The organism is Pollutimonas sp. M17 (genome assembly GCF_025836975.1).
Lineage (GTDB): Bacteria > Pseudomonadota > Gammaproteobacteria > Burkholderiales > Burkholderiaceae_B.
The window spans coordinates 224,653-249,278 of the sequence record NZ_CP107548.1 but is presented as its reverse complement, the minus strand read 5'-3'; the positions used below and the strand labels follow the sequence as shown (position 1 = coordinate 249,278).

The window sequence follows — 24,626 nt, the reverse complement described above, 5'->3', positions numbered from 1 at the left end:
CAAAGGATTCGGATGTCACTCTATAGTCTGAAAGATTTTCTGAATTATCAGCGTGCTCGCTATTCGGGGAAAATCACATGCCCCCTCCGCCCTTGTTTTGAAAGTAAGGCATGTACCGATTACTTCGAAAGTCGGCTTAGTGAAGCGACGACCTATCTAGAATATGGCAGTGGGGGCAGCACGGTGTTGGCTGCGGGGCTAGGAAAACGCGTTTATTCGGTCGATAGCGATCGGATCTTTATCATGCGAGTACGAGAGGCATTGAACAAGTATGCACCTGACAAGGTGTCGAATGTATCGCTGCTATACGCTAACATTGGTTTTACACGTGAATGGGGCCAACCAGTATTCAGGACACCTACGTCTGTACGACTGGCCAGATGGCGCGAGTATTCCGAAAAGCCTTGGGATAGCCTCAAGCAGGTTGGACATGTCCCCGACTTGGTACTGATTGACGGCCGGTTCCGCGTCGCATGTGCATTGCGCAGTATGCAGCATCTCGTGAACAAGCCGAATGCGATCTTAATCGTCGACGACTATATTGGTCGGGATTGGTATCTGGAAATTGAACGCTTCGGTGAAATGGTTGAGGTAGTCGGCCGCATGGCCGTGTTCCGTCCCAAAGTGATGGATATGGAAGAGATTGAACAGTCAATCCAACGATATGTGGCAGATTGGCGCTGAACTCTAATGAAAAAGCCACTCATTCCCCACATATAGATATGAGGATGTTAAAGCAAGTCGATTTAATGCTGGGCACCATCGCCATAGTCACACATGATGCGGGCGGCGCAGAACTGCTCGCCAATTTCATCAAGCGCAATCGACTAAAGGACGTCGCCTTAGCTATTGAAGGCCCCGCCCTCTCAGTTTTTCGTCGAGTTTTAGGCGAGATTCAAATAGATACATTGGAGAGCGTTCTTGATCGTTCGGATTGGGTTCTGACGGGGTCAAGCTGGCAGTCTGAGCTGGAATGGCACGCACTACAATTATCCCGCACGCTTGGAAAACGATCCGTGACATTTTTGGATCATTGGCTGAACTACAGAGCCCGTTTTGTACGAATGGATACAGAGTGCCTGCCCGATGCCCTATGGGTGGCTGACCGTTATGCCTTGCAAATTGCAGAACGCGAGTTTCCTGGTGCGATCATCGAAAATAAAGGTAACCCTTATCTCGAATCAATTGCCGAGCGGGCCACACGGCATTTGAATGTCATAGAGCCTGGACAAGCACAACGTGTATTGATCGTCACTGAACCAGTGTCCGTGCATGCACTCAAGCAGCATGGTGACGCCCTGTATTTTGGCTACACTGAATTTGATGCAGTTGAACTGATTCTGGCACGTCTGCCGCATTTGTTAGGAGGTAAAGCCTTGGGGCAGATTATCGTGCGACCTCACCCCTCCGAGCCTCTGCACAAGTATGAATATCTAGTCGATAATTCTCAGGGCTTACCTGTGATAGTGCGCAAGGATGGTGATCTGCTGGACGAAGTGTTGGACAGCTCGATAGTTATCGGGTGTGAGACCATGGCCCTTGTCGTCGCACTTGCGGCCGGAAGGCGAGCGGTAAGTTGTATCCCAGCCACTGGCCGGGCATGCTCTCTACCGCACGAGAAAATCGAGCGCTGGCATTAAAATGAAAGCTCCAATGAAAGAAAGTATCCAGCGTCTGATAAGTACAATGCCTGCACGGTGGCAGGCGGCTATATTTAATGGTATCGAACGGCGATATCGCCGGAGGGCTCACAAGGCGAAGCGCAACGAATTATCCAGTTTGCAAAAACCTGAATGGATGCAACGCTATCTCGCATTTAACCAGCAACATGTAGATGCCCATCTGGAGAGCCCCGACGGATTAATTTTGGTCGACTGCTTTCCTGCGCCACATTGGATAATAGCCAATAGTATTTTTTTAAACACGTTAGCAAAGCAATACAACGCATCAGTAGCAAGCTACGGCTCTTTACCTCGTCCCGCAGCGTTGGAGGAAATTTATGTGTCCTTTGGCGCTAGTCAACATCTTGAAATCCAGCTGACTCCCGCGCAATATCGTAAGTGCACTGAAATGTTTCAGCAGATATGCACTAATGTTCGTTCACCGCAAGAGCTATTCGAACTTACCATAGATGGTATTTGGCTAGGGCTAGATATTTATGAGTCCACGTTGCGCATAGGCAAGCCAACCGTGCAACCGCACACTTATCATACCAACTCTAACCTATTTCAAGCACTGGTTTACTTAGTCTATTTCACCGATCTAATGAAATCCGGGCGGATCAAGGCGGTAGCTCTGAGCCATGATTGTTATGTGCAGATGGGCACATTGATGAAGATCGCTCATCGACACCAGGTGCCGGTCTATTTTGCAAACCCTTTCGAGATGATGCGCTCCACTAAAACGCATGATATCTACGATAAGTTCAAGAAGTACCCGGATTACTTCAATCAGCTTGAGAAGTCTAGTCGCGATTCGCTCATTGACAAAGCGCGCCATGCGTTATCTATGCGGTTGGGCGGCGCCATCGGCGTGGATATGTCCTATCAAACAAAAAGTGCATTTGCTAGTGAGCAAGTTGAGCGCCAGACCAGCCACTCAAATAAGTTAAAAATTGTGGTGACGACACATTGCTTCTATGACAATCCGCATGCATACAGTCGCATGACTTTTAGGGACTTCTACCAATGGATGGAGTTTTTGGGCGAAATTTCAATACATACGGACTACGAGTGGTACATCAAGCCACATCGAGACTATCTTCCCGGCACCATGCAGGTATTGCGCGATTTCGCCGTAAAATACCCCCGGTTCAAACTGGTCAACCCCGAGACGTCCTTCCATCAACTCCGGCATGAGGGCGTCACAGTAGCACTGACTTGTTACGGTTCGGTCGGTCATGAGCTACCCTTGCTAGGCTACCGCGTCATCAACGCTACCTTTAATCCACATAGCGCTTATACATTTAATACACATTGCATTACCATTGAGCAATACGCGGACGCATTGATGCATTTGAATGAGCCTGCAGCGGAACCAGATCTGAATAATCTGTACGAGTTCTACGCAGTTCACCACTATCTCGTCAAGTCGGATTCCCTGCTATTTGAATCCTTTGTGGATTACGAGGCGTATGTTGATGGAGACTTAATGAGCGACCGTGGATACGCTTATTTTATGAACGCCGCTGAAGAGAATTTGGCGCGCTATCGGGCCCGGGCCGAGGCCTTCCTCGCGGCAGGCTGTCACTATGAGTTCGAGCTGAGGTTGCCAAATTGGCTACCTCAACCTTATGGCTCTTCCACAAATAAGTAACGCGGGATTTGGTATATGACTAACTCGCTTGTTACACCTGTACTGTTTTTGATCTTCAGGCAGCCGGAAGTTACCCGGACGGTATTCGAACAGATTAGGGCTGCCCGGCCTTGCAAGTTGTATATCGCGGCAGATGGTCCCCGTCCCGAGCGCCCGGATGATATTGCCGAGTGTGAAGCAACGCGTGCGGTCGTGGCTCAGATCGACTGGGATTGCGAGGTCCACACTCGCTTTCTGCCGAGCAATCTCGGCCTCAAGAGGGCTGTATCGTCTGCTTTAGACTGGTTTTTTGAAGCAGAAGAAGAAGGCATCATCCTGGAATACGATTGTCTCCCAGATCCAAGTTTCTTTCCCTATTGCCAGGCTATGCTTGAGCGGTATCGGAATGACACCAGAATTTTTAGCATTACCGGCAATAACATTCAGGCCGATATTCGACGCGGTGATGGAGATTATTACCTATCGAGGTTTACCGCTGTATGGGGCTGGGCAAGTTGGCGACGATCATGGGCATTGTGGCGCCCCAATCTGGAGGACTTTGATGAATTTCTGCGCACTAAGGTAATCGAATCGATAGTGGCTAATAAAGAAGCACAGCAGTTCTGGATTAAAACCTTCGAAGCAGTTCACAATGGCTTGAATGTGACGACTTGGGCATTCTGCCTGATCTATGCACAGATTAAGCAAGGTAGCTATTGCGTAGTACCCAACCATAATCTCATTAAGAACATTGGTTTCGGAGCTGAAGGCACCAATGCGGTGGAACCCAACCACCCGCTGGCACATCTGACAACCTGCGAACTCACCTCCTATAATGAACCCACGTTCTTTATTCCCGATCTTGCCGCAGATATCGAATTTTCCTTACGGGCAGCCTACTCTCCACCAGTTCCGTTTTTGCGATGGGTGGCACGATACCTTCGCCAGCGCCTGCGAAGCCTGAAAGATGTAGTGAAGACAATATGAAAATTTTGGTTGTTTCCAACCTTTTTCCTCCTGAGTACATCGGAGGGTATGAACTGGCCTGTCGCGATACTGTGGATGTGCTGGCTAACGCCGGTCACATATGTCATGTGCTTACATCTGATTTCGGCATACAGGATATAGGAGAGAGCGATAAGAACACACCTTACACAATTGAGCGCACAATGCTGCTGCATCACAGTTGGGGGAGCACCCACACCGTAGTGCCGTTTGATGCGGTTCAACAACATAATCTTGGGCTTCTTAACGAAGCTATCGAAAGAGTTCGCCCACAAATCATTTATCTCTGGAACCTTTATGGTCTGGGCTGGCGACTTCTACAAGCTCTAGATCAAGCAGGCGCACCGCCAGCGACTTTCCATTTCATGGATTGGTCTGTCATGGCCTATCAACGCACATTCAGGAAATTTTTGTCTTCATTACGTGGGCGGGAGTCGGTCATCTGGGCAGACGTACGACCCAAGATCCGCAACGCTATATTCATCTCGCGCTTCACTCGCCAGCAATTGAACTTGTCGCCCAAGCACACGAGCGTCATCTATCCATACCTGCGCGCCCAAGACATCCCTGAAAAGCGGGACTACCACTTAGGCGATACGATCAAAACCGTATACATAGGACAGATAGAGCCGCATAAGGGGATATTCTTCCTTTGTGAAGCGCTCAAAACCTACCGTCGTACCTCTGGGCGCGATATCCAGCTGGACGTATACGGGCTTAGCCGCACCGGAAAGGACGTGCAATTGCGTGAACAGTTCGGTGACTTCGTATCCGTAATGACGAACGTGGATAGATCATCACTATTGCAGCGCCTAGCAGGATATGACTTGGGGTTTTTTCCCTCGCTATGGGAAGAGCCGTTTGGTATTGCGCAGATCGAGATGATGCAAGCTGGCCTGCCCGTCATTTCCACGGGGCGTGGCGGATCCGGTGAGGTCTCGGACGGTCGCACCATTCTTCTGTACCAATACGACAGTCAACAGGCTCTTCGAGATTTACTACATGGGCTGTTATCCCACTATGAAGAAACGGCGCCAACGCTAGGCGCCCAGGCGCGACAGTATGTTTTACAGCACCACAGTGTGGCGCACTATCAAGCAGCGCTTGAAGAGCACCTTCAGCAAGTGCTTAACAAAGTTCCTGCCTCATCTACTATCTGAAACATGATGAGTTTGCAAAAGACTATAGATGAATAATCGTGTTGTGCAGCGGCAGGCTCGACGTTATGAGCCATACCCCGACGACCCATACTGGGAACTCAACCAAGCGCTAACGGCTCACTTGAATCGCTACGGCGAGCAATTGCGCGGGTCAAAAGTGTTGGATTTCGGGTGTGGTGAACGACCCTTCGAATTTTATTTTTCTAGGTTTGGTGCGCAGGCTGTAGCCTGCGATCTTCAGCAGAATCGATTCGGTACGGTTGATGTCGTTCTGGATCGCAAAGCTCCCAAACTACCTTTTGAAGCAGGAACCTTCGATGCGATCTGCCTATTCGATGTTCTTGAGCATATCGAAGATGATTTGGCATTGCTGGGTGAGCTTCACCGGATACTGAAAAACGACGGGCTACTGCTGCTGTCGGTACCATTCATGTACCGTTTTCATGAAATTCCTCATGATTACCGTCGCTACACTCCAACAGGACTGCAGTTCGTACTCACGCGCTCCGGATTTGACGTCGAGGAAATTCAGCCGATGGGCTCGGCCATCTTTGTGGCCGACACGCTGTTAAGAGAAACTACTTCTAAGTTTTTACTAGGCGGAGCAAGCTTTGCACGTCGTTTGGCTATGAAGATATTCCTGCGTCTACGAGATCCCGAGGATCCGTGCTCCGTGAGTCCATTCGCATTCTTTGCAGCAGCCCGGCAGAAGACGCAAGTCCGGTATGTAGAAAGCGGAGACCGTTGATTTGAAAGTCACGTTTGATCAGCAGGTGTTCCTCTTGCAGGAATATGGCGGCATTTCGCGCTACATTTGCAGCCTAGCAAGAGAATTGGCGACGATGCCCGACATGCAAGCCCAAGTCGTGGCACCACTGCATTTCAATCGCAATCTGGCAGCTCTTGAGCGCGTAGCTGGAATGCGAAGGTTTCTACCTACGGTCAATACCAAGCTATTTCGCCCAGTGGCGTTCGTAAGCAAGCATCTGGCCCGGCGCTCGATTAACCGATTCAGGCCGGACATCTTGCATGAAACCTATTATTCGCCTGATGATTATCGGCCTACAGGCGCCAAGCGTGTGCTGACGGTCTATGACTTGATTCACGAGCGCTATCCTGAATTGTTCGAGCGCAGCCATATGACGATCGGGCCGAAAAAGGCTGCCGCTCAACGCGCTGATCATGTTATTTGCATTTCCGAAAGTACGCGACGCGACGTGATCGAATACTGCGGCGTGGCGCCTGAGAAAACGTCCGTCGTATGTCTGGGGGTAGATGTGGGATTCATCCAGGTGAGCGAGCAAACCTCCGGATGGCTTACCCCACCCCGCCCGTTTATTCTGTATGTGGGTGCGCGTGGTGGGTATAAGAATTTTGATCGGCTTTTACGCGCTTTTTCGCGGTCCGCAAGACTGAAATCAGAGTTTGACCTAATCTGTTTTGGCGGCGGTCCACTGCGCTCCAATGAGTTGCAGGCAGCAAGAGAGTTGGGGTTGCGCCAAGGACAGCTGACTCATCGCGGTGGAAGCGACGCCCTGTTGGCGCACCTGTACGGCGAGGCGGAGGCATTGGTGTACCCTTCCTTGTACGAAGGGTTCGGAATCCCGCCCATTGAGGCGATGGCGGTCGGTTGCCCAGTCATCACGAGCAATACCAGTTCTTTACCTGAGGTTGTCGGCAATGCGGGTGAATATTTTGACCCGACCGATGAGATGGCCATTACACACGCAATCGAACAAGTTGCAGGCTCGCCGACCCGGCGCGCTGAGTTGGTGGCTTTAGGTTTAAAGCAATGCCGCAAATTCACTTGGGAGAAGTGTGCGCGAGAAACTCGCGATATTTACCAGAAGCTACTATGAAAAAAGCACTAATCTGTGGCGTTACCGGGCAGGATGGTGCCTATCTCGCCCGGTTGCTCTTAGGCAAAGGATATCAAGTCTGGGGAACATCCCGGGATGCCCAAGTGGCTAGCTTCGCCAACCTGGAACGACTCGGCATTCGACAACTGGTACGAGTATTGTCCATGGCGCAAAGCGATTTTCGTAGCGTACTCAATACCCTTTCCCGTTCCGAACCTGACGAAATTTATTTCCTGTCCGGACAGAGTTCGGTGGGCCTATCCTTCGACCAGCCAGCGGAAAGCATCGAGAGCGTTATCTACGGCGCTCTCAATTTACTTGAGGCGGTACGCTTTCTGGGGCGTCCGGTACGGATCTATCACGCTAGCTCCAGTGAATGCTTCGGCGATGTCATACCTGGGGAGCAGGCCTGTGAAATAACTCCATTCCGTCCGCGCAGCCCCTACGGGGTAGCTAAGGCTTCTGCTCACTGGTTGATCGCCAATTATCGGGAGGCTTACGGACTGTATTGCTGTAATGGCATCCTGTTCAACCATGAATCACCCTTACGTCCCGCTCGGTTTGTCACCCGCAAAATCGTTGCTACCGCTTGCCGAATTGCCTCTGGCTCGGAGGAGCGTCTGTCTCTAGGGCGTTTGGATATTGTCAGAGACTGGGGTTGGTCTCCGGATTTCGTGGAGGCCATGTGGCGTATGCTGCAGCAGGATGCTCCGGACGATTATGTCATCGCCACCGGCAAATCACACACGCTGGAGTCTTTCGTTGCCACTGCCTTTGAGCAAGTTGGGCTGGACTGGCGATCCCATGTGGAAATAGACCCTACCCTTTTCAGACCCTCTGAAATTGCCTATAGCGCTGGCAATCCGGACAAGGCCATGAAAGGGCTGGGTTGGAAAGCGCAAGTGGCATTCCCAGAGTTAATTGCAAATCTGGTCCGAGCCGAGCAATCAATTCTGGCTATGAATTCTAAGCTATGACCGGCTCTGGACCATCATCATGGTGACGAGAACTATGCCGCGACCATTGTCCATGCAAAGGCACTATGTTAGTAGTTCGTTTTAAAAAACCCACTATGACATAGTAATAAGCCGCCTAACTACTTCATACTATTGTGTCGGGCGGATCTACCGCTATGGCTATATTCGACTAAAGCGATCAGGCGTATAGGCTATACAATCCCACCGAATTGCTCAAACGCCCCTGTAAAATCGCCCCATGCCCCAGATAAGTAATCGCCGATACACCAAGACGCATGAGCAACTGCTTTTGTCGCCCTTGTTTTCCGTGTTGATGGGGTTATTGGTTACCGTGCTTGTACCTGTTCTTATTTTTTGGGGACCGGACAGCTTATGGAACCCTGACAAAGCGCAAGCCTGGGCTATGATGGCGGCCTGTGCCGCATTGGTCGTATCCAGCCTTTGGATATCTCGAACGCTCTCTGCCTATCCCGGCGGCCGCAGTATCGGCCTGGTTCTTCCTCAGGTAGCTATTGTCTATATTTTGGCGGCATTGGTTCCCATGGCGTTCCGGGTTGAAGTATCGCGATATTTGCTTGGGCTTAGCGGCTTCCTGGCGATTATCTGGTTCCAGGTCGAAATTATCATCACCGAAAAGTATCGTCGTCCCAAGTTGGCTGTGGTGGGATTAGGTACGGCCAGCGACTTGCTCGGCTTGCCCTATATTGATGTCCGTGAGCTGAGCAAACCTGATCTGGAAGGGGTCCGTTACGACGCGGTGGTTGCCGATTTTGAACACCTGACCCCAGAATGGGAGCGGTTCCTGGCTCGCTGCGCACTGGACCGCATTGCTGTACACAATGCGCGGTCCGTGTTTGAATCGGTCACAGGACGCGTCCGTATCAACCGGATGTCCGAGAACGATATTGGCTCATTGCTGCCTTCGCGCCTCTACGAAAGCCTTAAAGTGATATTCGACTGGGTGCTGATTTTGGCCAGCCTGCCTGTTACCTTGGTAATCGTAGGCATAGCGGCCATTCTGATCAAGCTTGAAAGCCCCGGGCCTGTGCTGTATACGCAAACCCGCATGGGGCGCGGCAACCTGCCTTTTAAAATCTACAAATTGCGCAGCATGCGCTTCGACCTTGCTGCCCCGGCGCAGTTTGCCGGCGAAGACGACCCGCGCATTACGCGCGTTGGCAGGGTAATACGCAAGTACCGAATCGACGAACTACCCCAGTTCTTCAATATCTTGAAGGGCGATATGAGCCTTATCGGTCCTCGACCCGAGCAACCCGAGTTTGCCGAATACTTTGACCAGAAGCTGCCCTTTTATATTTACCGCCACGTGGTCAAGCCCGGCATCACGGGTTGGGCGCAAGTGCGGCAGGGCTATGCCGCCGATGTCGATCAAACGCGAGAGAAAATCGAGCATGACTTCTACTATATAAAGCACTGTTCGCTTTTTCTTGATATTTTCATTTTGCTTTTGACCATACGAACCATGTGCACCGGTTTCGGCGCAAGGTAGCTTTTTTATCCTTGCCTTTCCGCCCCCAACGTTAATCGCATGCTGCTATGCTGCTTCGAGCCTGGCCGTGTCAGGCGCCAACTATGTCTAAATATTTAACCCTTGGTCTTTTTGATACAAAAGTCGTTTCATTTGCGATCTTTCTGTTCTATGCCCTTAACCAGGCCATCCCTAGTGGTTATTCGTACGGCAGCAGCCTTTTACTGTTGACTGGGCTGGTCTATTTAAGCCAACGGCCCTGGCACGGGCTGGCCTCGCAGGACAAGACGTTGGCATGGCTGCTTCTGGCCATCTTCTGTATCAACGCGGGTATATCCCTGTTTCATGGCAATAGCATGCGGGATCTGGACATCTCCAGCCGGTTCCTGCTTGCGACTCCAGTTTTCCTGCTGCTTCTTAAAGCTCCTCCTCGCCTCTCTTGGCTGTGGGCCGGTATAGCCGTGGGCGGCTTTTTGTCGGCGGGGATTGCTATATGGCAGATTTATGGACTGGGCTGGGCTGATGTAGACGGTTTGAGTAATGGCGTGCGCTACGGCGCCATCACCACGATGTTAGGCGTATTGTGCATAGCGGGCCTGTTATGGGCTCGCCATGAAAACGTGACGCGTGTATGGCTTTGGCGAAGTGCTCTTGCTCTTGGGTTGCTGGGCGCTTGGTACGGCTCGCTGATGTCGGGAACACGCGGAGCATGGATAGGGCTGCCGGCCGTGTTCGTGCTGTTTTGCATAGGTCTGCTTGGCAAACACAATTTGCGCAAGGCTGCGGGGTTATGCGTGATTGTGCTTTTAGCGATCAGCATTTGGGTCGCTGCCACGCCAAACAATCCGGTGAAAAGAGGCTATGACCACGCGGTAACCGATATCGGCAATTATTTTGAGCGTGGCATCGTTACGGGTTCCATTGGCGGGCGCTTCTTGGTATGGCACGCTGCAGTTATCAATATTGCGGAGCAACCATTGCTTGGATGGGGAGTCAAGGACTACCAGGATCAGCTGGAAAAACAGGTATCGCAAGGCACCTTGGACCCTTATGCCCTGGAACTGGCCCATACCCATAACATGTATCTGGAAACACTGGTGTATCGGGGTGTGGTCGGCTTGCTAGCGATTTTGGCGCTGTTCATCTTTCCATTCTTCTACTTCTGCCAACGGTTGCGCGCGCCGGACATGACTGTGCGAATTCTTGCCATTTCTGGCACCAGCCTGCTGGCGGTGTACTCGATTCTGGGGCTGTCGTACGTCAGCCTGTATCGCAACGACACCTTGCTGTTCTTCCTGATAACGCTGATGACGCTATGGGCGTGCATGCGGGCGGAAGAGCAAGCCGCGCAGGGAAAGCCATAGCGGCTTATGGCGCTGGCCGTGTCTGCCCCGCACCGCCCTCTTCAATAGCAATATTCTCACGTAGCAACACACGCTCCAGCACATAAAGGCCGTGTGGCACGAAGTTGTTGATGTTGGATTTCACGAACTGGCGGATCGGAGCCTGCGCCAGCGGCAAGGTCAGGAATGCGTCCGCCTCCAGCGCTTTATCGCGGCCTACCAGCGGCTCGATGTCCTTGCCAAAGTTCAGCTCCATTTCAAGGACGCTGGAGACTCCGATCTCGAAATTGTTCTTTTCCAGGAAGAAGTCATAGAACGACCCTCGTACGGCCAATCGATAGAGCCGTTCGTGCAGGCCCAGTTCTTCCAGCAGGCCGCGCTTGAAGCATAGTTCCAGATCGACCTTGCCATAGGCGTCCTTGTCCGTCTGCGACAGACCCTCGTTCATGGTGATGTGGAACAAGGGCTTGCCATGCACGCGCCCCGACCGCCTGCTCAATACGATTTCCTTGCCGCGCTCGCCTTCGCAGATCAAGACCGTATTGACGCCAAAAGAAGTCAGAAAGGGCTTGTACTGCAGGAAGTTGTCTCCCCCTGCCTGGGCGATCGGGTGTCCCGCCTCCTTCAATTCGCGGTATATGGAGCGGAAGACGCGATGCGTGAAATAGTCTGTCTGGAACAGGTCGATCTCGGCTGCGGGGCTTTCGCTTTCACCGAAGCGGGTAAATCGCAAGTTATAGATGCCGTATTTGCTGCCGTTGAAGATCATGCCTTCGGCCGACCGCAGGAATTGCTCGCCGACAATGGCGCGATGCCTTTCTATCAAGGCGGAAAGATCGGGGATCTTGGTGATTTCCGCCAGATCGGCAAACGAGGCGGTTCCATCAAAGGACTTGTCCGCATGGAATTGCGTCAGTTGCTGGTCCGTGTATCCGATGTCTTTTTCGCGGGCGTGCAGTTGCGTCTTGTGGTCGGCGCGCATGTCAATGTACAGGCATTTACCCATGCCGAATATGGAAACTTCCCGCAGGAAAATGTTGTTCTTGCTGAACTCGGGATCGCCGTTGGCCAGGTCTATGACGTTGATGGCCCGCTTGCGCTCTTTATAGGCTTCAAGCTCGCATTTGATGAAGCGACGATGGCGCATCTGCCGGAAAGCGGCGCGCAGCCTCTGGAATGCGAACAGCAGTACGGAGCCCAGGACCAGGTAGACCAGTTCCGCCGACCCATCGTCGCTAAGCTTGTCCAGTAATCTGTCTAGCATGCTCTTCCATTTGACTCTTATTTGTGGCTAGGGCCGGTATCACGACGTTGTGGTGCTGCCTTCAAGCATCGCGGCATGCAAGCATGGTGGCTAAGCCGCAGTCGGCAACCATTCTACAATGATGGCCAAATCGCCCTTACGAATATAACCAGACTTGGGTAGCGCAGTGACCTCGACCTTGAATAATTTGCTTTCCCAAGCTGTACTGCTGCCGGGCAGCTTGCTGGTGTTGCTGCTTATAGGATGCCTTCTGCTTTGGAGACGATGGCGCAGGTCGGGGTGGGCGTTTATGCTTGCCGGCATAGGCTTGCTGGCGGTACTAAGCATGCCTTTTACCTCGCTACGCCTGATCCGATCGCTAGAGGTCTACCCCGCGGTCGATCCGGCGGTTCTGGAGCAGGCCCGGGCCGTTGTGGTCTTGGGCGGCGGCATCAGCCACGACCAGCCCGAGTATGCGGCCGACGTGTCCAGCCGGGCCACGCTGGAACGCCTGCGCTATGCGGCTTTTCTGTATAACCAGCACGACCTTCCCATCCTGGTCACCGGCGGCAACCCCAGCGGGGGCGAGGCCGAAGGCTGGGTGATGAAGCGCGAACTGGAGTCCTTGTTCAACGTGCCGGTGCGCTGGCTGGAGACGCAGTCGGACAATACCGCTGAAAACGCCGAATTCTCGCGCGCCATCCTTCAGGCCGATGGTGTGGACACCATCGCACTGGTCACGCACGCCTGGCACATGCCCAGGGCCAAACGCGTGTTCGAGCAGGCCGGTTTCACGGTGGTGCCCGCCCCGACGGGGTTCCATACTGTCGACATGAAAGGCATCATGAATTTCATCCGTAATGCTCCGGCCTGTACCGTCTTGACCGCGCGGGCTCAACAATCCATTCACAATTAAAATCGGCCTTCACCTCTTACCGACATTTAGGCCTGATATGGATCATGAGACCATCAATCGCAATTTAATTATCATTTTGCCCAAGCAACCGGCGTTAGACTGGATCATAAGCGTTGATCCGCAACCGATTCAAGGACTGACGCTGGAGGAATTGCGCCAGGAGCAAGAGGTCTATTTGTTAGCAGGTGGAACGGTCAACACCCCAGAGCAAGCCGAACAGTGGGCGTTGCAGCGCTTTAGCAATCTGTTCGCTACGTTTTTGCACGGTTGGTTTACTGACGATTCGCTATGGCCTAAGCGCCGAACCCGTAAAATGTTCAAGGAATGGTTTGAGGTGCAATACCACTCGACGATTTGGGATTTGTCGACAGACCCTCTTGAACACGAGTCGTGGGACTGATCTATTGCGTTGAGGCGCTGGGCAGGTTCACATTCCAGGGCAACAATTCGTCGACTTGATTGACCGGATGGTCAGCAATCACGGTCAAGACATGACGCAGATACGCCTGGGGATTGATGTCGTTTAACTTGGCTGTGCCAAGTAGGCTGTACATGGTGGCGGCGCGTTCACCGCCCGCGTCGGATCCCAGGAACAGGTAGTTTTTCCTGCCCAGGGCTACCCCGCGCAGCGCCCGCTCGGCGGTGTTGTTATCAATCTCGATGCGGCCATCGTCCAGATAACGCACCAGTGCCTGCCACTGGTTCATGGCATAAGTGATGGCGTCAGCCGTATTCGATTTGCGTGAGAGGGTCGCCAACTGCTCGCGCAACCAGTCATGCAGCGCGAAGACGATGGGTTTGGCGTGTTCCTGGCGAGCCCTTCGCCGTACGTCCGCTGGGCTACCGCGGATGCTGGACTCAATCTTGTAGAGTGCGGCGATCCGATCAAGCACGTGCGTCGTAATGGGCGTGGCACTTTTAACGTGGATGTCGTAGAACTTACGTCGGGCGTGCGCCCAGCATCCGGCCTCTAGCACACGGCCTGTTTCATAAATCTTGTCGTATCCGGCAAACGCATCGGCCTGTAGGATACCGATATAATCCTTCAGGTGCGTTTGCGGGTGGATGCCGCGCCGATCAGGCGAGTAACGTATCCACATGGCCGGCGCCGTCGTGTCGCCACTGGGACGATCATCGCGGGCATAGACCCACAGGCGCGCCTGACGTGTCTTACCGGTTCCCGGCGCAAGTACGTTGATCGGCGTATCGTCAGTATGCAGTTTGTCGGCACTAAAGATGTGGCGCCGTAGCGCCTCCAGTAAGGGGCGCAGCAATTGGTGCACCCCACCGACCCAGTCACCGACAGTGCTCTCACTTAAACTCACGTTCTCGCGCTCGTAGATCTGGCACTGGCGATATAGCGGCTGATGGTCCAGATATTTGCTGACCATGACATGGCTCAGTAGCCCCGGCCCCGCGAAGCTGCGGACAAGGGGGCGGCTGGGCGCGGGCGCTTGCGCCATCCGCTCGCAACAGCTGCACGCCAGGCGTGGGCGCACATGGCGAATGATTCTAAAGCTGGCCGGCACGTGCTCCAGCACGTTGCTCACGTCCTCGCCCAAGCGTGTCCACGCGCCGCCGCAATCGGGGCAGGCTGGCTCGCTCGGAAGATGTTCGTGCACGTCGCACGGCAAGTGCTCGGGTAATGGCCGACGCTGCGGGGCCGGGCGCGAGGCAGGTGCCTGGGCCGATTCGACCCTTTGCGCGCGTTCGCCCTGGTTGATGTGCAACTCTTCGAGCTCAAGCTGCAATTGATCGATCTGCGCACTGAGCTTCTCGGACTTCTGGCCGAACAGCGCGCGCCGTAGTTTATCGAGCAACAGGGTCAGACGAGCAATTTCTTGCTTATCGCCCTGCTTATCCTGACGCAGGGCTTCGCGCTCTTCCTGCCACGCCGCGCGCTCTTGCTCGAAGGCATCGATCTGGGCAGATTTGGCCGACAGCAACGCCTTCAGGGCATCGATATTGTCGGGCAGTTGGGCGCGGTTGAACATGGCCGTTATTATACTAAATAACGACTATTTTCTCTATGAATAAAAGGCTGAAAGACCAATAAAAATGCGGCTCTCAAGCGTTTTATTAACGCTAGGCCTGAGTCGGTTTATGCGTGCGAGCGGGCCGACGCCAGTCGATCCCCTCGAGCAGCATCGATAGCTGCGCGGAGGTCAGATGCACGGCCCCTGATTCGGCGCTGGGCCACACGAAATGACCGTGTTCCAAGCGCTTTGCCAGCAGACACATGCCGTCGCCACTCCACCACAGCACCTTGATGCGATCGCCCTTGCGCCCACGAAAGACAAATACGTGGCCGCTGAAGGGGTCTTCAAGCAGCGTGGCCTGGACCGTTGTCGCCAGGCCATCGAAGCCACGACGCATATCGGTCGCACCGGCTGCCAGCCAGACCCGGGTTCCTGCCGGTAAGCCGATCATTCTCGTAGCGCCTGAATGAGGCAGCGTAACGTAGACAAGTCCGCTGCGCCATGGATCACGACACGCGCGGCTGGGAAGATCAGTTCGACGCCAGAGATCGCCGGCCTATCTTGCCCGTCAATTATCTTGGCCGGTTGGCGCGGTGCGGATACCGGTGGCGCCGCTATCTGCACCGGCAGCAGCAACGGCCCTTGGCTAATTGGCCCGAAGTCGCCACGCCGATACTGCCAGCGCCAATTGTGCAATTGGTTGGCATTGATGCCGTGCGCCAGCGCAACCCGTGCAATGGACGCACCACCCGCCATCGATTCCTGCACCACCTGACGTTTGTATCCGACCGGATAGCGGCGCCGAGGGCTCGCAGAAGAACTCATTACCGAAAGAGAATCGCTCATTGAAATACGTGTACATCTGAAAAAATACATGGACACGTATCTTGATGAGATTTAACCGAGACTTCTAGACGGTACAGGGCGGGCCGTTACTTTCATCCCACAGGCCAGCTACTTGAATCTCAGCAATATCGCGATTCGTGAATGGGTGGGGATGGCGTGGTATGGGTTGCGGCGGTAGCAGGCTTATGAAAGGCTCAGTACGGCAGCCAACCGGGACTACGAAAGCTATGACGCCAATCGTACGACCTGGACCACCTCTAAGCTATGCCCCGGTCCAATCCTCTATACCCAGGCCCGGTATCGCCGCAAACGCTTGGTCGTTAGTAACCAGCACCGACCCGGTGTGCAGCGCATGGGCTGCGATCAACATGTCCAGCGAGCCCAGCACACGCCCGTTTCGTTCGAGTTGGTTGCGCATCTGGCCGTAGGTTTCGGCTACCGCATTGTCCCAAGCCAGGGTATCGACCCGCATCAGGAACTCGGCGGCGGCGGCATGCAGCCGCGTGGCTTCGGGGCGTTTTTCTAGACCGTAATGCAATTCAGCGGCTGTCACCGCCGAAATGCACAACGCTGCCATGGGGACGCCCACGAGACGGTTGGCAACCTAAGCGTTACCCCTTATAAAAGATGGCTGATGATATTGGTATCCAGCATGTATTGAGTCATTCCCGCCATTCCTTGAATGGATCCCGGTGGCCCTGCTTCTGGTCGCGTTCCGTATTGCCCAGGAAGCTGTCTTGCCCGACCTTGTCCTTTATTGTGCGAAAGAAACTGTCCCATGTCTCTGGCCTGCGTGACAGAATGGCGTCGCCTGTTTCCGGATCTTTACGTATGAAGACCTCTTTGGTGTCAAATCGATAGGCGGCCGGCAACCGCACGGCTCGCCTGCGACCGTTAATGAATAGCTTAGCGACGTGGCTCATGGCGATTACTTCTTTTTGGTATATATCATAGTATATTCATTGATCAGCTGAGCATCGAGACTAGATGACAACACACGGTAATTCTCCCGCAGAGAGGATGAGGAGATTACTGCGCCATCATCTCGTCAGCCTCAGGTCACGCATACAATTTTTTATAGGCCACAAACAGATACTAAGCTCCATGGAAATATCCAATATCAATAGTTCAAACCATCTGCATTTATCTAGGCTTCCTGCTTTTATGAGAGAACACTTTAAGTGGATTGCCTCACTTGCTTTTATACTATCTTCGGGTGCTGGTGTTTTTACTCTACTTTTTTACTTGAACTATTTAGGCCGGCCAGACCTATTTATTGACTCTTTAGAATTCAGCCCGGCTTTAATTATCTGGTTTTTGATATTTTTCTTTTTCTTCATAGTTATAGTTGTCAGCACCTTGATGAGCTCCTGCTGCCTGGCACTGTCTGTATTGCTAGCAAACCCTGATAGTGACTCCAGGAGCTGCATAGCACTCAGGCTGTTCGCGGTTACCGCCATAATTATGATGTTGTGGATCAGCCTCCTAGTTGTATCAGCATACCTCCCAGATACAGATTGGCTTATGGCATCTGGAGCTTGGATAATCGGGATTTATATCTTGTCCGCTATAGGAGCTTGGCTATTTCTACGAAAACATCCATTAAACCTACCTAAGCTCAAGGAGGGTTCTATTTGGAAACGCACATACCTTCCTCTAGGTTTTTCCCTTGGCACTACTGCTTTAATGGGGACGCTTCCAGCCTACTTGGTTATGAAAGGGTACGCCGGACCAGATAATTGGGAAAACGCTTTACGTTTGATTAGCTTCTGTGCACTAGCAATGATTTTGTCGATGGCCCCGGCAGTCTGCTATTACTTATCGGATAGTCAAACAAAATACAGACGGACCAGTGCCGTTACGGGCGGGCTTGCGTTCTATGCCATAATTTTGACGGTTATTGCATCTGGAGCCTTTGGTTATGCTACCGTCAATATCGCCAAGATAGCTGGATTAACCGATTTAACCCCAAGGCTGTATGAAATTTCTAACAACAATCACAATATAGAGAATTTTATGGCCAAAGACTGGGCAGCTAGTTCCGCTGGAGCAGATCACTTCACCATCAAAGCGGTCAATCTGTATTCCTTCGGCTCAGTAAAATTACTATGTCCAATAACAGCAGTACCAGAGGCCTATAAAGATTGGCGAAAGAATTCTAATCGATGCGTGCCCTTCAAGAAAAATGCTGTGGCTTCGCTTGCCGCTATTGAACCATCGACTTGATTAAGAGTTTCCCAGTTTTCAGTAGCTGACATATATGTTATGCAGTTGATGCATCTTCTTGCGGGATGGGTTTGTCCAAAAAAACAGCATCAAAAGTGTATTCGTATTGATGCTCATCCAGCTTAAAGAAGAATTTATAGTTGCCTTCTTCAAGAAAAAAGCCAGCAAGTTTTACCACTGACACTAAGGTTGTTTTCTTTTGGTGGGGCTTTTTCTTTGCAGTAACCTTTTTCGGTGCTATGCCCTCGAATGCATTTTTTTCGCTTGGAGAGGTTAGGGATATGGACATTTCATATTCTCCTTCCTCCACATTTGAAATTCGCATAAAAATCGCCATGGAAGGCAACTGAGCGGTACTTGCGTCGTCGCTCTTCTGAATAGTTATTGTGTTCGAGCTGAAAACACCAATCAGCGTGTGTTTTCCGTTTTTTTCATCCCGAACGTCTTCACATAAAATTGCAGAAAAATCTGACAAGGCGGGATAGTTTTTGGGCTGGTGCATAGACATAGATATAGCTAGATCCTTACGCTATTACAACCCAGTTAGGTATTTGGGGGCATTGAAGCATTGACTTGTTGCTGTTGAATTGAAAGACGGCCTGCCCGTCTAGCTTCGCCCCTCCGCTACGCTCTGGCACATAGCAAGCGTCCTCTTTTAGTACGCCTGATGCCGAATGGATCACCGATGGCTCCGACGCGACGATCTGAATGGACGAAGTGATTTTAGAGTCCGCGATGAACGTCACAAAATCGGCTAGATCCATAGATTCTAGCTGTTGCGTTGCCCGTTCTTGCTTTTCGTTCAGTTCTGAAGAAATTTCGATTCGTCTCGTCCAGATAGCAATCTGAACAAGTAGCTTAGTCAACGCATAGGTTCCGATCAAAACGATCGCTAACGAAGAAAGGAAATCTTTCATTTTTCAGTTCCAAGGAACGCCACAGCATTCATTGCTGCACAGGAAGCCGGCAAGACAATAGACCACACATACGCATTCAAGGCTTTTCCGGATAATTTAACAGTTTTCTTACCCGATGCAGATTTCCCTATTTCAACCAACGAGCTCGTAATAACGGGCTCAAAATGCTTGTGTATATATACCCAACATGCGACACCTGCGGGGATTAGGAGAATCAGCCACAAAGTAATTCCTTGCCGGACATTGGCTTCTACTCCGAACATGGCAAGTGTACCAAGCGTGGCCAAGTCTAAACCAAGAAGCAAAAGCACCCAGTCATTCCCCGCTGAGGCCGCAGTGTTGGAAGGCCAACGCATGATGATGTTCGCAATTAGCAGAATGACAGGCAGTGCTATGTTTAATGCAAAGAAGTGCCAAGTGAACACGCCTCTATCCATTTTATTTTACGTTTTGATACTTTAGCGGACTTAATGACTTATAGCAAAACGCCATGCGATACGATTGTCCCATTACGCATGCCGCGTTTGCGGAAGAAGCCATCCTCCGTTTCTCGCCTTATACTTGTATTGTTATAAGTACATCTCTACAATAAAGTCTGTGCCAGGTTTTGAAACCCGGCTTACCTGTTGCCAGAGACGAATCCCATGACCGCGCAGACACTCGCCCAGAAGCTTATCGCCCATGCCAGTGGCCGCGCTTCGGTTGCGCTGCATGACATCGTCACCTGCGATGTTGACCTGGCGATGTTCCATGATTCCAGCGGGCCGCGACGGCTGAAGCCCATGCTGGACAAGCTGGGCGCCTCTATATGGGACAAGTCCAGGGTGGTCCTGGTGATGGATCATTACGTGCCCGAGGAAGACGACGATTCGCGCGCCATTCTTGCCTTGACCCGGGACTGGGCGCGCAGCCAGCAGCTGCCGCATGTCTACGATTCCATCGGCATTTGCCATGTGGTGCTGCCGCAGCAAGGCCATATACGGCCCGGGATGTTCTGCGTGGGCGGCGATTCGCATTCCCCCACGGGCGGGGCCTTCGGCGCCTATATGTTCGGCATCGGCAGCACGGAGATGCTGGGCGTGGTGGTCAGCGGCCAGATCTGGGTGAAGGTGCCCGACACCATCCTGATGGACTGGACGGGAAGCTTGCAGGCCGGTGTAACGGCCAAGGACATGATGCTGCACATGGTGGGCCTGTATGGCACGAATGGTGCCAACTACGGCGCGGTGGAGTATGCCGGCAGCGCCGTCGACGCCATGTCCATGAACGAGCGCATGACCCTGTCGAACATGAGCGCCGAGCTGGGCGCGCAGGTGGGGCTGATTGCGCCGGACCAGACCACGGTGGATTACCTGCGCCAGGCCGGCGTGACCGATGCCATCGACACCCAGCGCTGGAGGACGGACCCCGACGCCGTCCTTGACCGCCGCCGCTTCGATGCGTCGGCGCTGGCTCCCATGGTGGCGGCGCCGCACAGCCCGGACAATACCTGTGCGGTGGGCGATCTGCCGCCCACACCCGTGCAAGTGGCCTATATAGGCGCATGCACGGGCGCGAAGCTGGACGATTTGCGCGCGGCGGCAAAGGTGCTGCGCAAGCGCAAGGTGGACCCGTCTGTGCGGCTGCTGGTGGCGCCGGCATCGGTGCAGGATCAGAATGACGCGATGCGCGAAGGCACCTTGCAGGTGCTGATCGACGCCGGCGCGCAGGTGTTCGCCACGTCTTGCGGCGCCTGTTCGGGCTACGGCAATGCGCTGGCGGGTGCGGACAATGTCATTTCCAGCACGGCCCGAAATTTCAAGGGCCGCATGGGCTCGGCCGACACGAACGTCTATCTGGGTTCTCCCTACACCGTGGCGGCATCGGCGCTGACCGGCCGCATCACCGATCCACGTTCGATTCTGGCGGAGGCGTGATGAGCTTGCACAGGGTGTGGCGCGTGGGCGCCAATATCGATACGGACGCCCTGGCGCCGGGCGCCTACATGAAGCTGGGCATAGACCAGATTGCCCGCCATTGCCTGGAGAACCGCTACCCGGATCTGGCCGGATCCCTGCGGCCCGGCGATGTGCTGGTGGCCGGCGAGAACTTCGGCATCGGTTCCTCGCGTGAGCAAGCCGTGGGCGTGCTGGTGCAACTGGAGGTAAAGGCGGTGATCGCGCCGTCGTTCAGCGGCCTTTACTTCCGCAATGCCTACAACCTGGGCCTGCTGGCCATCGTGTGCGAAGACGCCGGCCGGATTCCCGAAGGCGCGCAGGTCGGCATCGACGCCGCCCATGCACGCATACGCGTATGGGCGGCCGATGTGGCGGACGATGGATCCGCCCTGCCGCCCCCTTTGCTGGAACTGCCCTGCCAGAAGATTCCCGATTTCCTGATTGAACGCGCGTTGTCCGGCGGCCTGATGCGCCAGCTGGAACGCCAATACCTGCAAAGCGACACATGACGATATACACACCCGCATTGAAACCCTTGCTGCAGGCCCCCGGCGCCCTGCTGGCCCCCGGCATCTACGACAGTTTCTCGGCGCTGATTGCGCAGCAGGCGGGTTTCAAGGCCGCTTACCTGTCGGGCGCCTCAATTGCCTACACGCGCCTGGGCCGGTCCGACGTGGGGCTGACCACCTATACCGAAGTCGAACAGACCTTGTCGCGCATCGTGGACCGGGTGCAGTTGCCGATTATCGTGGACGGCGACACGGGTTTCGGCAATGCGCTGAACGTGATGCGCACGGTGCGCGGCTTCGAGAAGGCCGGCGCGGCGATGATACAGCTGGAGGACCAGACTTTCCCCAAGCGCTGCGGCCACCTGGAGGGCAAGACCATAGCTCCGGCTTCCGAGATGTGCGGCAAGCTGAAGGCCGCGCTGGATGCGCGCCACAGCAGCGACACCTTGATCCTGGCGCGCACGGATTCGCTGGCGGTGGAAGGTTTCGATGCCGCCATGGAACGCGCCGAGGCCTATCTGGCCTGCGGGGTGGATGCCCTGTTCATCGAGGCCTTGAGAAGCAAGGATGAATTGCTTGAGGCCGCCAAGCGCTTTGGCGCGCGCATTCCCTTGCTGGCCAATATGGTGGAAGGCGGCATCACGCCCTTGCATACGGTGGGCGATCTGCAATCCATGGGCTTCAAGATCGTGATCTTTCCAGGCGGCGCGGCGCGTGCCGTGGCCCACAGCCTGCGCAACTACTACGGCACGCTGCATCAAAGCGGAACCACGGCCTCGCTGGCCGATTCCATGCTGGATTTCAATCAGTTGAACGAGCTGATCGAGACGCCGGCGCTGATGGAAGAGGCGCGCAAGTACGTCTAGGTTTATGCGCCCTGCGTTGCAGTCCGCGCCCTTCCGCGTTTAAGCGCTACTTCCTGGCGCTTTTCGCGGTGTCCATGACCCAGGTGTCCCCCGCCTTGGAGCGCTTGTTGGACAGGGTCATGCGGTATTCGAAGCGGGCCGGGTTGTAGGCGGCGATCAGGTATTCCACCGGCGCGCCGTTCACGTCGCGCACGACGCGGCTGATGCGCAGCAGCGCCGACCCCACGTCCACCCGCAAGGCCTCGGCATGCTGCATGTCGGCCAGTATGGCACTGATGCCCTGATCGGCCGATGCCAGCTTCATGCCCAGTTTCTTGAAGATGGACTGGATGGGAAGGCGCTCCAGGTCGTCTTCGCTGTACTGGCGGCCGATGTGCTCGGGCACGTAGGTGATCAGGTAGGAAAAGGGCTGGTCGTCGTGATAGCGCACGCGGACCGCCTTTTGCACTTTGGCGCCTTGCGGCAGCTCCAGCCTGGTGCATACGTCGGGGCTGGCCGTTTCATAACCGAAGGACAGCAGGCTGGCCTGGGTGCTGCTGCCCATTTCCGACAGCCGGGCCAGCAGCTTGTTGATGTCCGCCGGCAGCGGCGCGGTCTTGGCGTTGCCCGGCCTGGGGAAGGTGCCCCGGCCCTGTCGGCGCTCGATTAGGCCGTCGTGCTGCAGCAGTTCCAACGAACGCCGTATCGTCAGGCGCGACACCTGGTATTCCTGCGCCAGCGCGTTTTCGCTGGGCAGGGCCTCGTTACTGGCGAACTGATGGCTTTCTATCGCCTGCTTCAGCAAGCGATAGATACGATAGTAACGAGGCGTGGGGTTGGCGATCATCAAGTCTCTTAGTTCACGGTTGCGCCCGTGAATTCTACGACTTTTGCGTAATGATCGATGTCTTTGGCGACATAGTCGGCGAACTCCTGCGGCGTGTTGGTGACCACTTCGCCGCCGCCATGCGTCATCAGGTCGATGAAGGTGGCGTGCTTCGCGCCTGCGACCACGGCCTCGTTCAGTTGCTTGACCCTTTCAGGCGCCATGCCAGCGGGGCCGAACATGCCGAACCAGGCCTTGGACGTGAAGCCGGGCAGGGTATTGGAAATAGGCGGCACGCCCGCGAATTGCTTCATGGGCTGGGTGCTGGTCACGCCCAGGAATTTGATGCGGCCGGTGCCCAGCAGGGGCAGGACGTTTTCCACGCTGGCGAACATCAGGTCCACCTGGCCGCCGATCAGGTCCTGCACCGCGGGGGCCGTGCCTTTATACGGCACGGTCAGGCCCTTGATGCCGGCGTCCATCTGGAAGCTGGCCGTGGCCATGTGCAGCGACGATCCGATGCCGCCCACCGCAAAGCTGAACTCGCCCGGCTTCTTCTTGGCCTGCGCGATCAGTTCCGCCACGTTGTTGGCGGGGAAATCCTTGCGGGCCACCAGCACGCTGGGCACTTCCGCCAGCAGGCTGATGGGCGTGAAATCCTTCTTCGGATCGAAAGGCAGCTTCTTGTACAGGCTGGCATTGACCGAGAAGCTGGTAAAGCTGACCAGCAGCGTGTCGCCGTCCTTGCTGGACCGGGCCACGGTGTCGGCGGCAATGTTGCCGCCCGCGCCAGGCTTGTTTTCGACGATGACGGTTTGCTTGAGCAGGCCGCTCATCTCTTGAGCAATACCGCGGGCCACCCGGTCGGTGGTGCCGCCGGGCGAGGCTCCGACGATCAAGGTGATGGGTTTATTGGCCTGCGCCAGGCCGGCGCTTAAAGGCAGGACGGCCAGGGCCGCGGCGATTACGCAGCGGCGGAATCCGGATAGATGCATGGTGATCTCCTGAGGTATGAGGTGTGCTGTGTTCTTATCCACGCGTAATCATAAACTTGTATTATCAACAGTACAAGATGGCATGTGAGAGTTCTTATGTGGCTTGCCGTTCTTGGAAGACTGGCAGGTAAATAGATCACCGCTTCGTTAGACTCGTGTGCGATTTCTAAGTATATTTGGCCCATCCAGCCCTTAGCAGTAAGCACCACACTCATCACGTGGTCGCCGAACCTCTGGGCTTTTCTTTTGGCTAATGAGGT

The 24,626-nt window shown here is 54.2% G+C and carries 28 protein-coding genes; 16 read left to right on the top strand and 12 right to left on the bottom strand.

The features are described 5' to 3' along the window. The first annotated feature begins 12 nt into the window (after positions 1–12). The 10 genes from OEG81_RS01170 to OEG81_RS01125 all read left to right on the top strand — a co-directional run bounded on the left by OEG81_RS01170 (position 13) and on the right by OEG81_RS01125 (position 11,148). Positions 13–684 carry a hypothetical protein gene (locus OEG81_RS01170; protein WP_264130864.1) on the top strand — a complete coding sequence of 224 codons (672 nt, stop codon included), beginning with the start codon at positions 13–15 and terminating at the stop codon, positions 682–684. 44 nt (positions 685–728) lie between these two features. After that, positions 729–1,640, top strand: coding sequence for a hypothetical protein (locus tag OEG81_RS01165; protein WP_264130863.1), 912 nt, complete (start codon positions 729–731; stop codon positions 1,638–1,640). A 13-nt stretch (positions 1,641–1,653) separates the two neighbouring features. Further along, positions 1,654–3,315, top strand: coding sequence for a hypothetical protein (locus tag OEG81_RS01160; RefSeq protein ID WP_264130862.1), 1,662 nt, complete (start codon positions 1,654–1,656; stop codon positions 3,313–3,315). A 15-nt stretch (positions 3,316–3,330) separates the two neighbouring features. Continuing rightward, on the top strand, positions 3,331–4,281 hold the full coding sequence (locus tag OEG81_RS01155; RefSeq protein WP_264130861.1) for a glycosyltransferase family 2 protein: 951 nt from the start codon (positions 3,331–3,333) through the stop codon (positions 4,279–4,281). Further along, complete coding sequence (locus OEG81_RS01150) at positions 4,278–5,459, top strand: glycosyltransferase family 4 protein (RefSeq protein WP_264130860.1); 1,182 nt, start codon at positions 4,278–4,280, stop codon at positions 5,457–5,459. Before OEG81_RS01155 ends, OEG81_RS01150 begins: the two co-directional genes overlap by 4 nt. A gap of 28 nt (positions 5,460–5,487) precedes the next feature. Beyond that, a complete protein-coding gene (locus tag OEG81_RS01145; protein WP_264130859.1) occupies positions 5,488–6,207 on the top strand; it encodes a class I SAM-dependent methyltransferase in 720 nt (239 codons plus the stop codon). A 1-nt stretch (position 6,208) separates the two neighbouring features. Then, positions 6,209–7,318, top strand: a complete 1,110-nt coding sequence (locus tag OEG81_RS01140; RefSeq protein WP_264130858.1) for a glycosyltransferase family 4 protein — start codon at positions 6,209–6,211, stop codon at positions 7,316–7,318. Beyond that, positions 7,315–8,295: a GDP-mannose 4,6-dehydratase gene (locus OEG81_RS01135; protein ID WP_264130857.1), complete on the top strand. Its 981-nt coding sequence runs from the start codon at positions 7,315–7,317 to the stop codon at positions 8,293–8,295. Before OEG81_RS01140 ends, OEG81_RS01135 begins: the two co-directional genes overlap by 4 nt. Positions 8,296–8,533: 238 nt before the next feature. After that, positions 8,534–9,805 (top strand): sugar transferase, encoded by a 1,272-nt coding sequence (locus tag OEG81_RS01130; RefSeq protein WP_264130856.1) that lies wholly within the window; start codon positions 8,534–8,536, stop codon positions 9,803–9,805. An 83-nt stretch (positions 9,806–9,888) separates the two neighbouring features. After that, complete coding sequence (locus OEG81_RS01125; protein ID WP_264130855.1) at positions 9,889–11,148, top strand: O-antigen ligase family protein; 1,260 nt, start codon at positions 9,889–9,891, stop codon at positions 11,146–11,148. Positions 11,149–11,152: 4 nt separating this feature from the next. Here the strand turns inward: OEG81_RS01125 and OEG81_RS01120 are convergent, their stop codons facing one another. Together OEG81_RS01120 and OEG81_RS01115 are read right to left on the bottom strand one after the other, a co-directional pair. Next, complete coding sequence (locus OEG81_RS01120) at positions 11,153–12,391, bottom strand: hypothetical protein (RefSeq protein ID WP_264130854.1); 1,239 nt, start codon at positions 12,389–12,391, stop codon at positions 11,153–11,155. A gap of 90 nt (positions 12,392–12,481) precedes the next feature. Beyond that, a complete protein-coding gene (locus OEG81_RS01115; protein WP_264130853.1) occupies positions 12,482–12,718 on the bottom strand; it encodes a hypothetical protein in 237 nt (78 codons plus the stop codon). Between OEG81_RS01115 and OEG81_RS01110 the strand changes: the two genes are divergently transcribed. Next, entirely contained in the window at positions 12,717–13,286 is a 570-nt protein-coding gene (locus OEG81_RS01110; protein ID WP_264130852.1) for a YdcF family protein, read from the top strand. The genes OEG81_RS01115 and OEG81_RS01110 overlap by 2 nt on opposite strands. A gap of 37 nt (positions 13,287–13,323) precedes the next feature. Continuing rightward, positions 13,324–13,686 carry a hypothetical protein gene (locus OEG81_RS01105; protein ID WP_264130851.1) on the top strand — a complete coding sequence of 121 codons (363 nt, stop codon included), beginning with the start codon at positions 13,324–13,326 and terminating at the stop codon, positions 13,684–13,686. A gap of 1 nt (position 13,687) precedes the next feature. Here OEG81_RS01105 and tnpC read toward each other — a convergent pair whose 3' ends face one another. The 5 genes from tnpC to OEG81_RS01080 form a co-directional block, all read right to left on the bottom strand. After that, positions 13,688–15,280, bottom strand: coding sequence for an IS66 family transposase (gene tnpC, locus OEG81_RS01100; RefSeq protein WP_264130850.1), 1,593 nt, complete (start codon positions 15,278–15,280; stop codon positions 13,688–13,690). A gap of 91 nt (positions 15,281–15,371) precedes the next feature. Next, the gene (gene tnpB / locus OEG81_RS01095; protein WP_264130849.1) at positions 15,372–15,716 is read right to left on the bottom strand and encodes an IS66 family insertion sequence element accessory protein TnpB; all 345 of its coding nucleotides are present in this window, start codon (positions 15,714–15,716) and stop codon (positions 15,372–15,374) included. Next, positions 15,713–16,111 carry an IS66-like element accessory protein TnpA gene (tnpA, locus tag OEG81_RS01090; protein WP_264130848.1) on the bottom strand — a complete coding sequence of 133 codons (399 nt, stop codon included), beginning with the start codon at positions 16,109–16,111 and terminating at the stop codon, positions 15,713–15,715. The genes tnpB and tnpA overlap by 4 nt, the downstream gene beginning before the upstream one ends. Positions 16,112–16,373: 262 nt before the next feature. Beyond that, positions 16,374–16,649: a PIN domain-containing protein gene (locus tag OEG81_RS01085; RefSeq protein WP_264130846.1), complete on the bottom strand. Its 276-nt coding sequence runs from the start codon at positions 16,647–16,649 to the stop codon at positions 16,374–16,376. A gap of 124 nt (positions 16,650–16,773) precedes the next feature. Beyond that, positions 16,774–17,034, bottom strand: coding sequence for an antitoxin (locus OEG81_RS01080; RefSeq protein ID WP_264130845.1), 261 nt, complete (start codon positions 17,032–17,034; stop codon positions 16,774–16,776). Positions 17,035–17,215: 181 nt separating this feature from the next. Between OEG81_RS01080 and OEG81_RS01075 the strand changes: the two genes are divergently transcribed. Then, positions 17,216–18,337, top strand: coding sequence for a hypothetical protein (locus OEG81_RS01075; protein ID WP_264130844.1), 1,122 nt, complete (start codon positions 17,216–17,218; stop codon positions 18,335–18,337). Positions 18,338–18,374: 37 nt separating this feature from the next. On the opposite strand, the gene OEG81_RS01070 is transcribed toward OEG81_RS01075, so the two are convergent. Genes OEG81_RS01070 through OEG81_RS01060 form a run of 3 tightly spaced genes read right to left on the bottom strand, consistent with a single transcriptional unit; the run spans position 18,375 to position 19,679 of the window. Beyond that, a complete protein-coding gene (locus tag OEG81_RS01070; RefSeq protein ID WP_264130843.1) occupies positions 18,375–18,845 on the bottom strand; it encodes a DUF6941 family protein in 471 nt (156 codons plus the stop codon). Between the two features lie 16 nt (positions 18,846–18,861). Next, complete coding sequence (locus tag OEG81_RS01065; protein ID WP_264130842.1) at positions 18,862–19,254, bottom strand: hypothetical protein; 393 nt, start codon at positions 19,252–19,254, stop codon at positions 18,862–18,864. Next, complete coding sequence (locus OEG81_RS01060) at positions 19,251–19,679, bottom strand: hypothetical protein (protein ID WP_264130841.1); 429 nt, start codon at positions 19,677–19,679, stop codon at positions 19,251–19,253. The genes OEG81_RS01065 and OEG81_RS01060 overlap by 4 nt, the downstream gene beginning before the upstream one ends. Positions 19,680–19,898: 219 nt before the next feature. Here OEG81_RS01060 and OEG81_RS01055 point away from each other — a divergent pair, with 219 nt between their 5' ends. The 3 genes from OEG81_RS01055 to OEG81_RS01045 are packed head-to-tail and all read left to right on the top strand — an operon-like array spanning position 19,899 to position 22,566. Further along, entirely contained in the window at positions 19,899–21,170 is a 1,272-nt protein-coding gene (locus OEG81_RS01055) for a 3-isopropylmalate dehydratase large subunit (RefSeq protein WP_264130840.1), read from the top strand. Beyond that, on the top strand, positions 21,170–21,700 hold the full coding sequence (locus tag OEG81_RS01050) for a 3-isopropylmalate dehydratase (protein ID WP_412034093.1): 531 nt from the start codon (positions 21,170–21,172) through the stop codon (positions 21,698–21,700). Before OEG81_RS01055 ends, OEG81_RS01050 begins: the two co-directional genes overlap by 1 nt. After that, positions 21,697–22,566, top strand: coding sequence for an isocitrate lyase/PEP mutase family protein (locus tag OEG81_RS01045; protein ID WP_264130838.1), 870 nt, complete (start codon positions 21,697–21,699; stop codon positions 22,564–22,566). The genes OEG81_RS01050 and OEG81_RS01045 overlap by 4 nt, the downstream gene beginning before the upstream one ends. A gap of 46 nt (positions 22,567–22,612) precedes the next feature. Here OEG81_RS01045 and OEG81_RS01040 read toward each other — a convergent pair whose 3' ends face one another. Both OEG81_RS01040 and OEG81_RS01035 read right to left on the bottom strand, forming a co-directional pair. After that, positions 22,613–23,392 (bottom strand): GntR family transcriptional regulator, encoded by a 780-nt coding sequence (locus tag OEG81_RS01040; protein WP_264130837.1) that lies wholly within the window; start codon positions 23,390–23,392, stop codon positions 22,613–22,615. Between the two features lie 8 nt (positions 23,393–23,400). Beyond that, positions 23,401–24,366 carry a Bug family tripartite tricarboxylate transporter substrate binding protein gene (locus OEG81_RS01035; protein WP_264130836.1) on the bottom strand — a complete coding sequence of 322 codons (966 nt, stop codon included), beginning with the start codon at positions 24,364–24,366 and terminating at the stop codon, positions 23,401–23,403. Positions 24,367–24,626 lie beyond the last annotated feature (260 nt).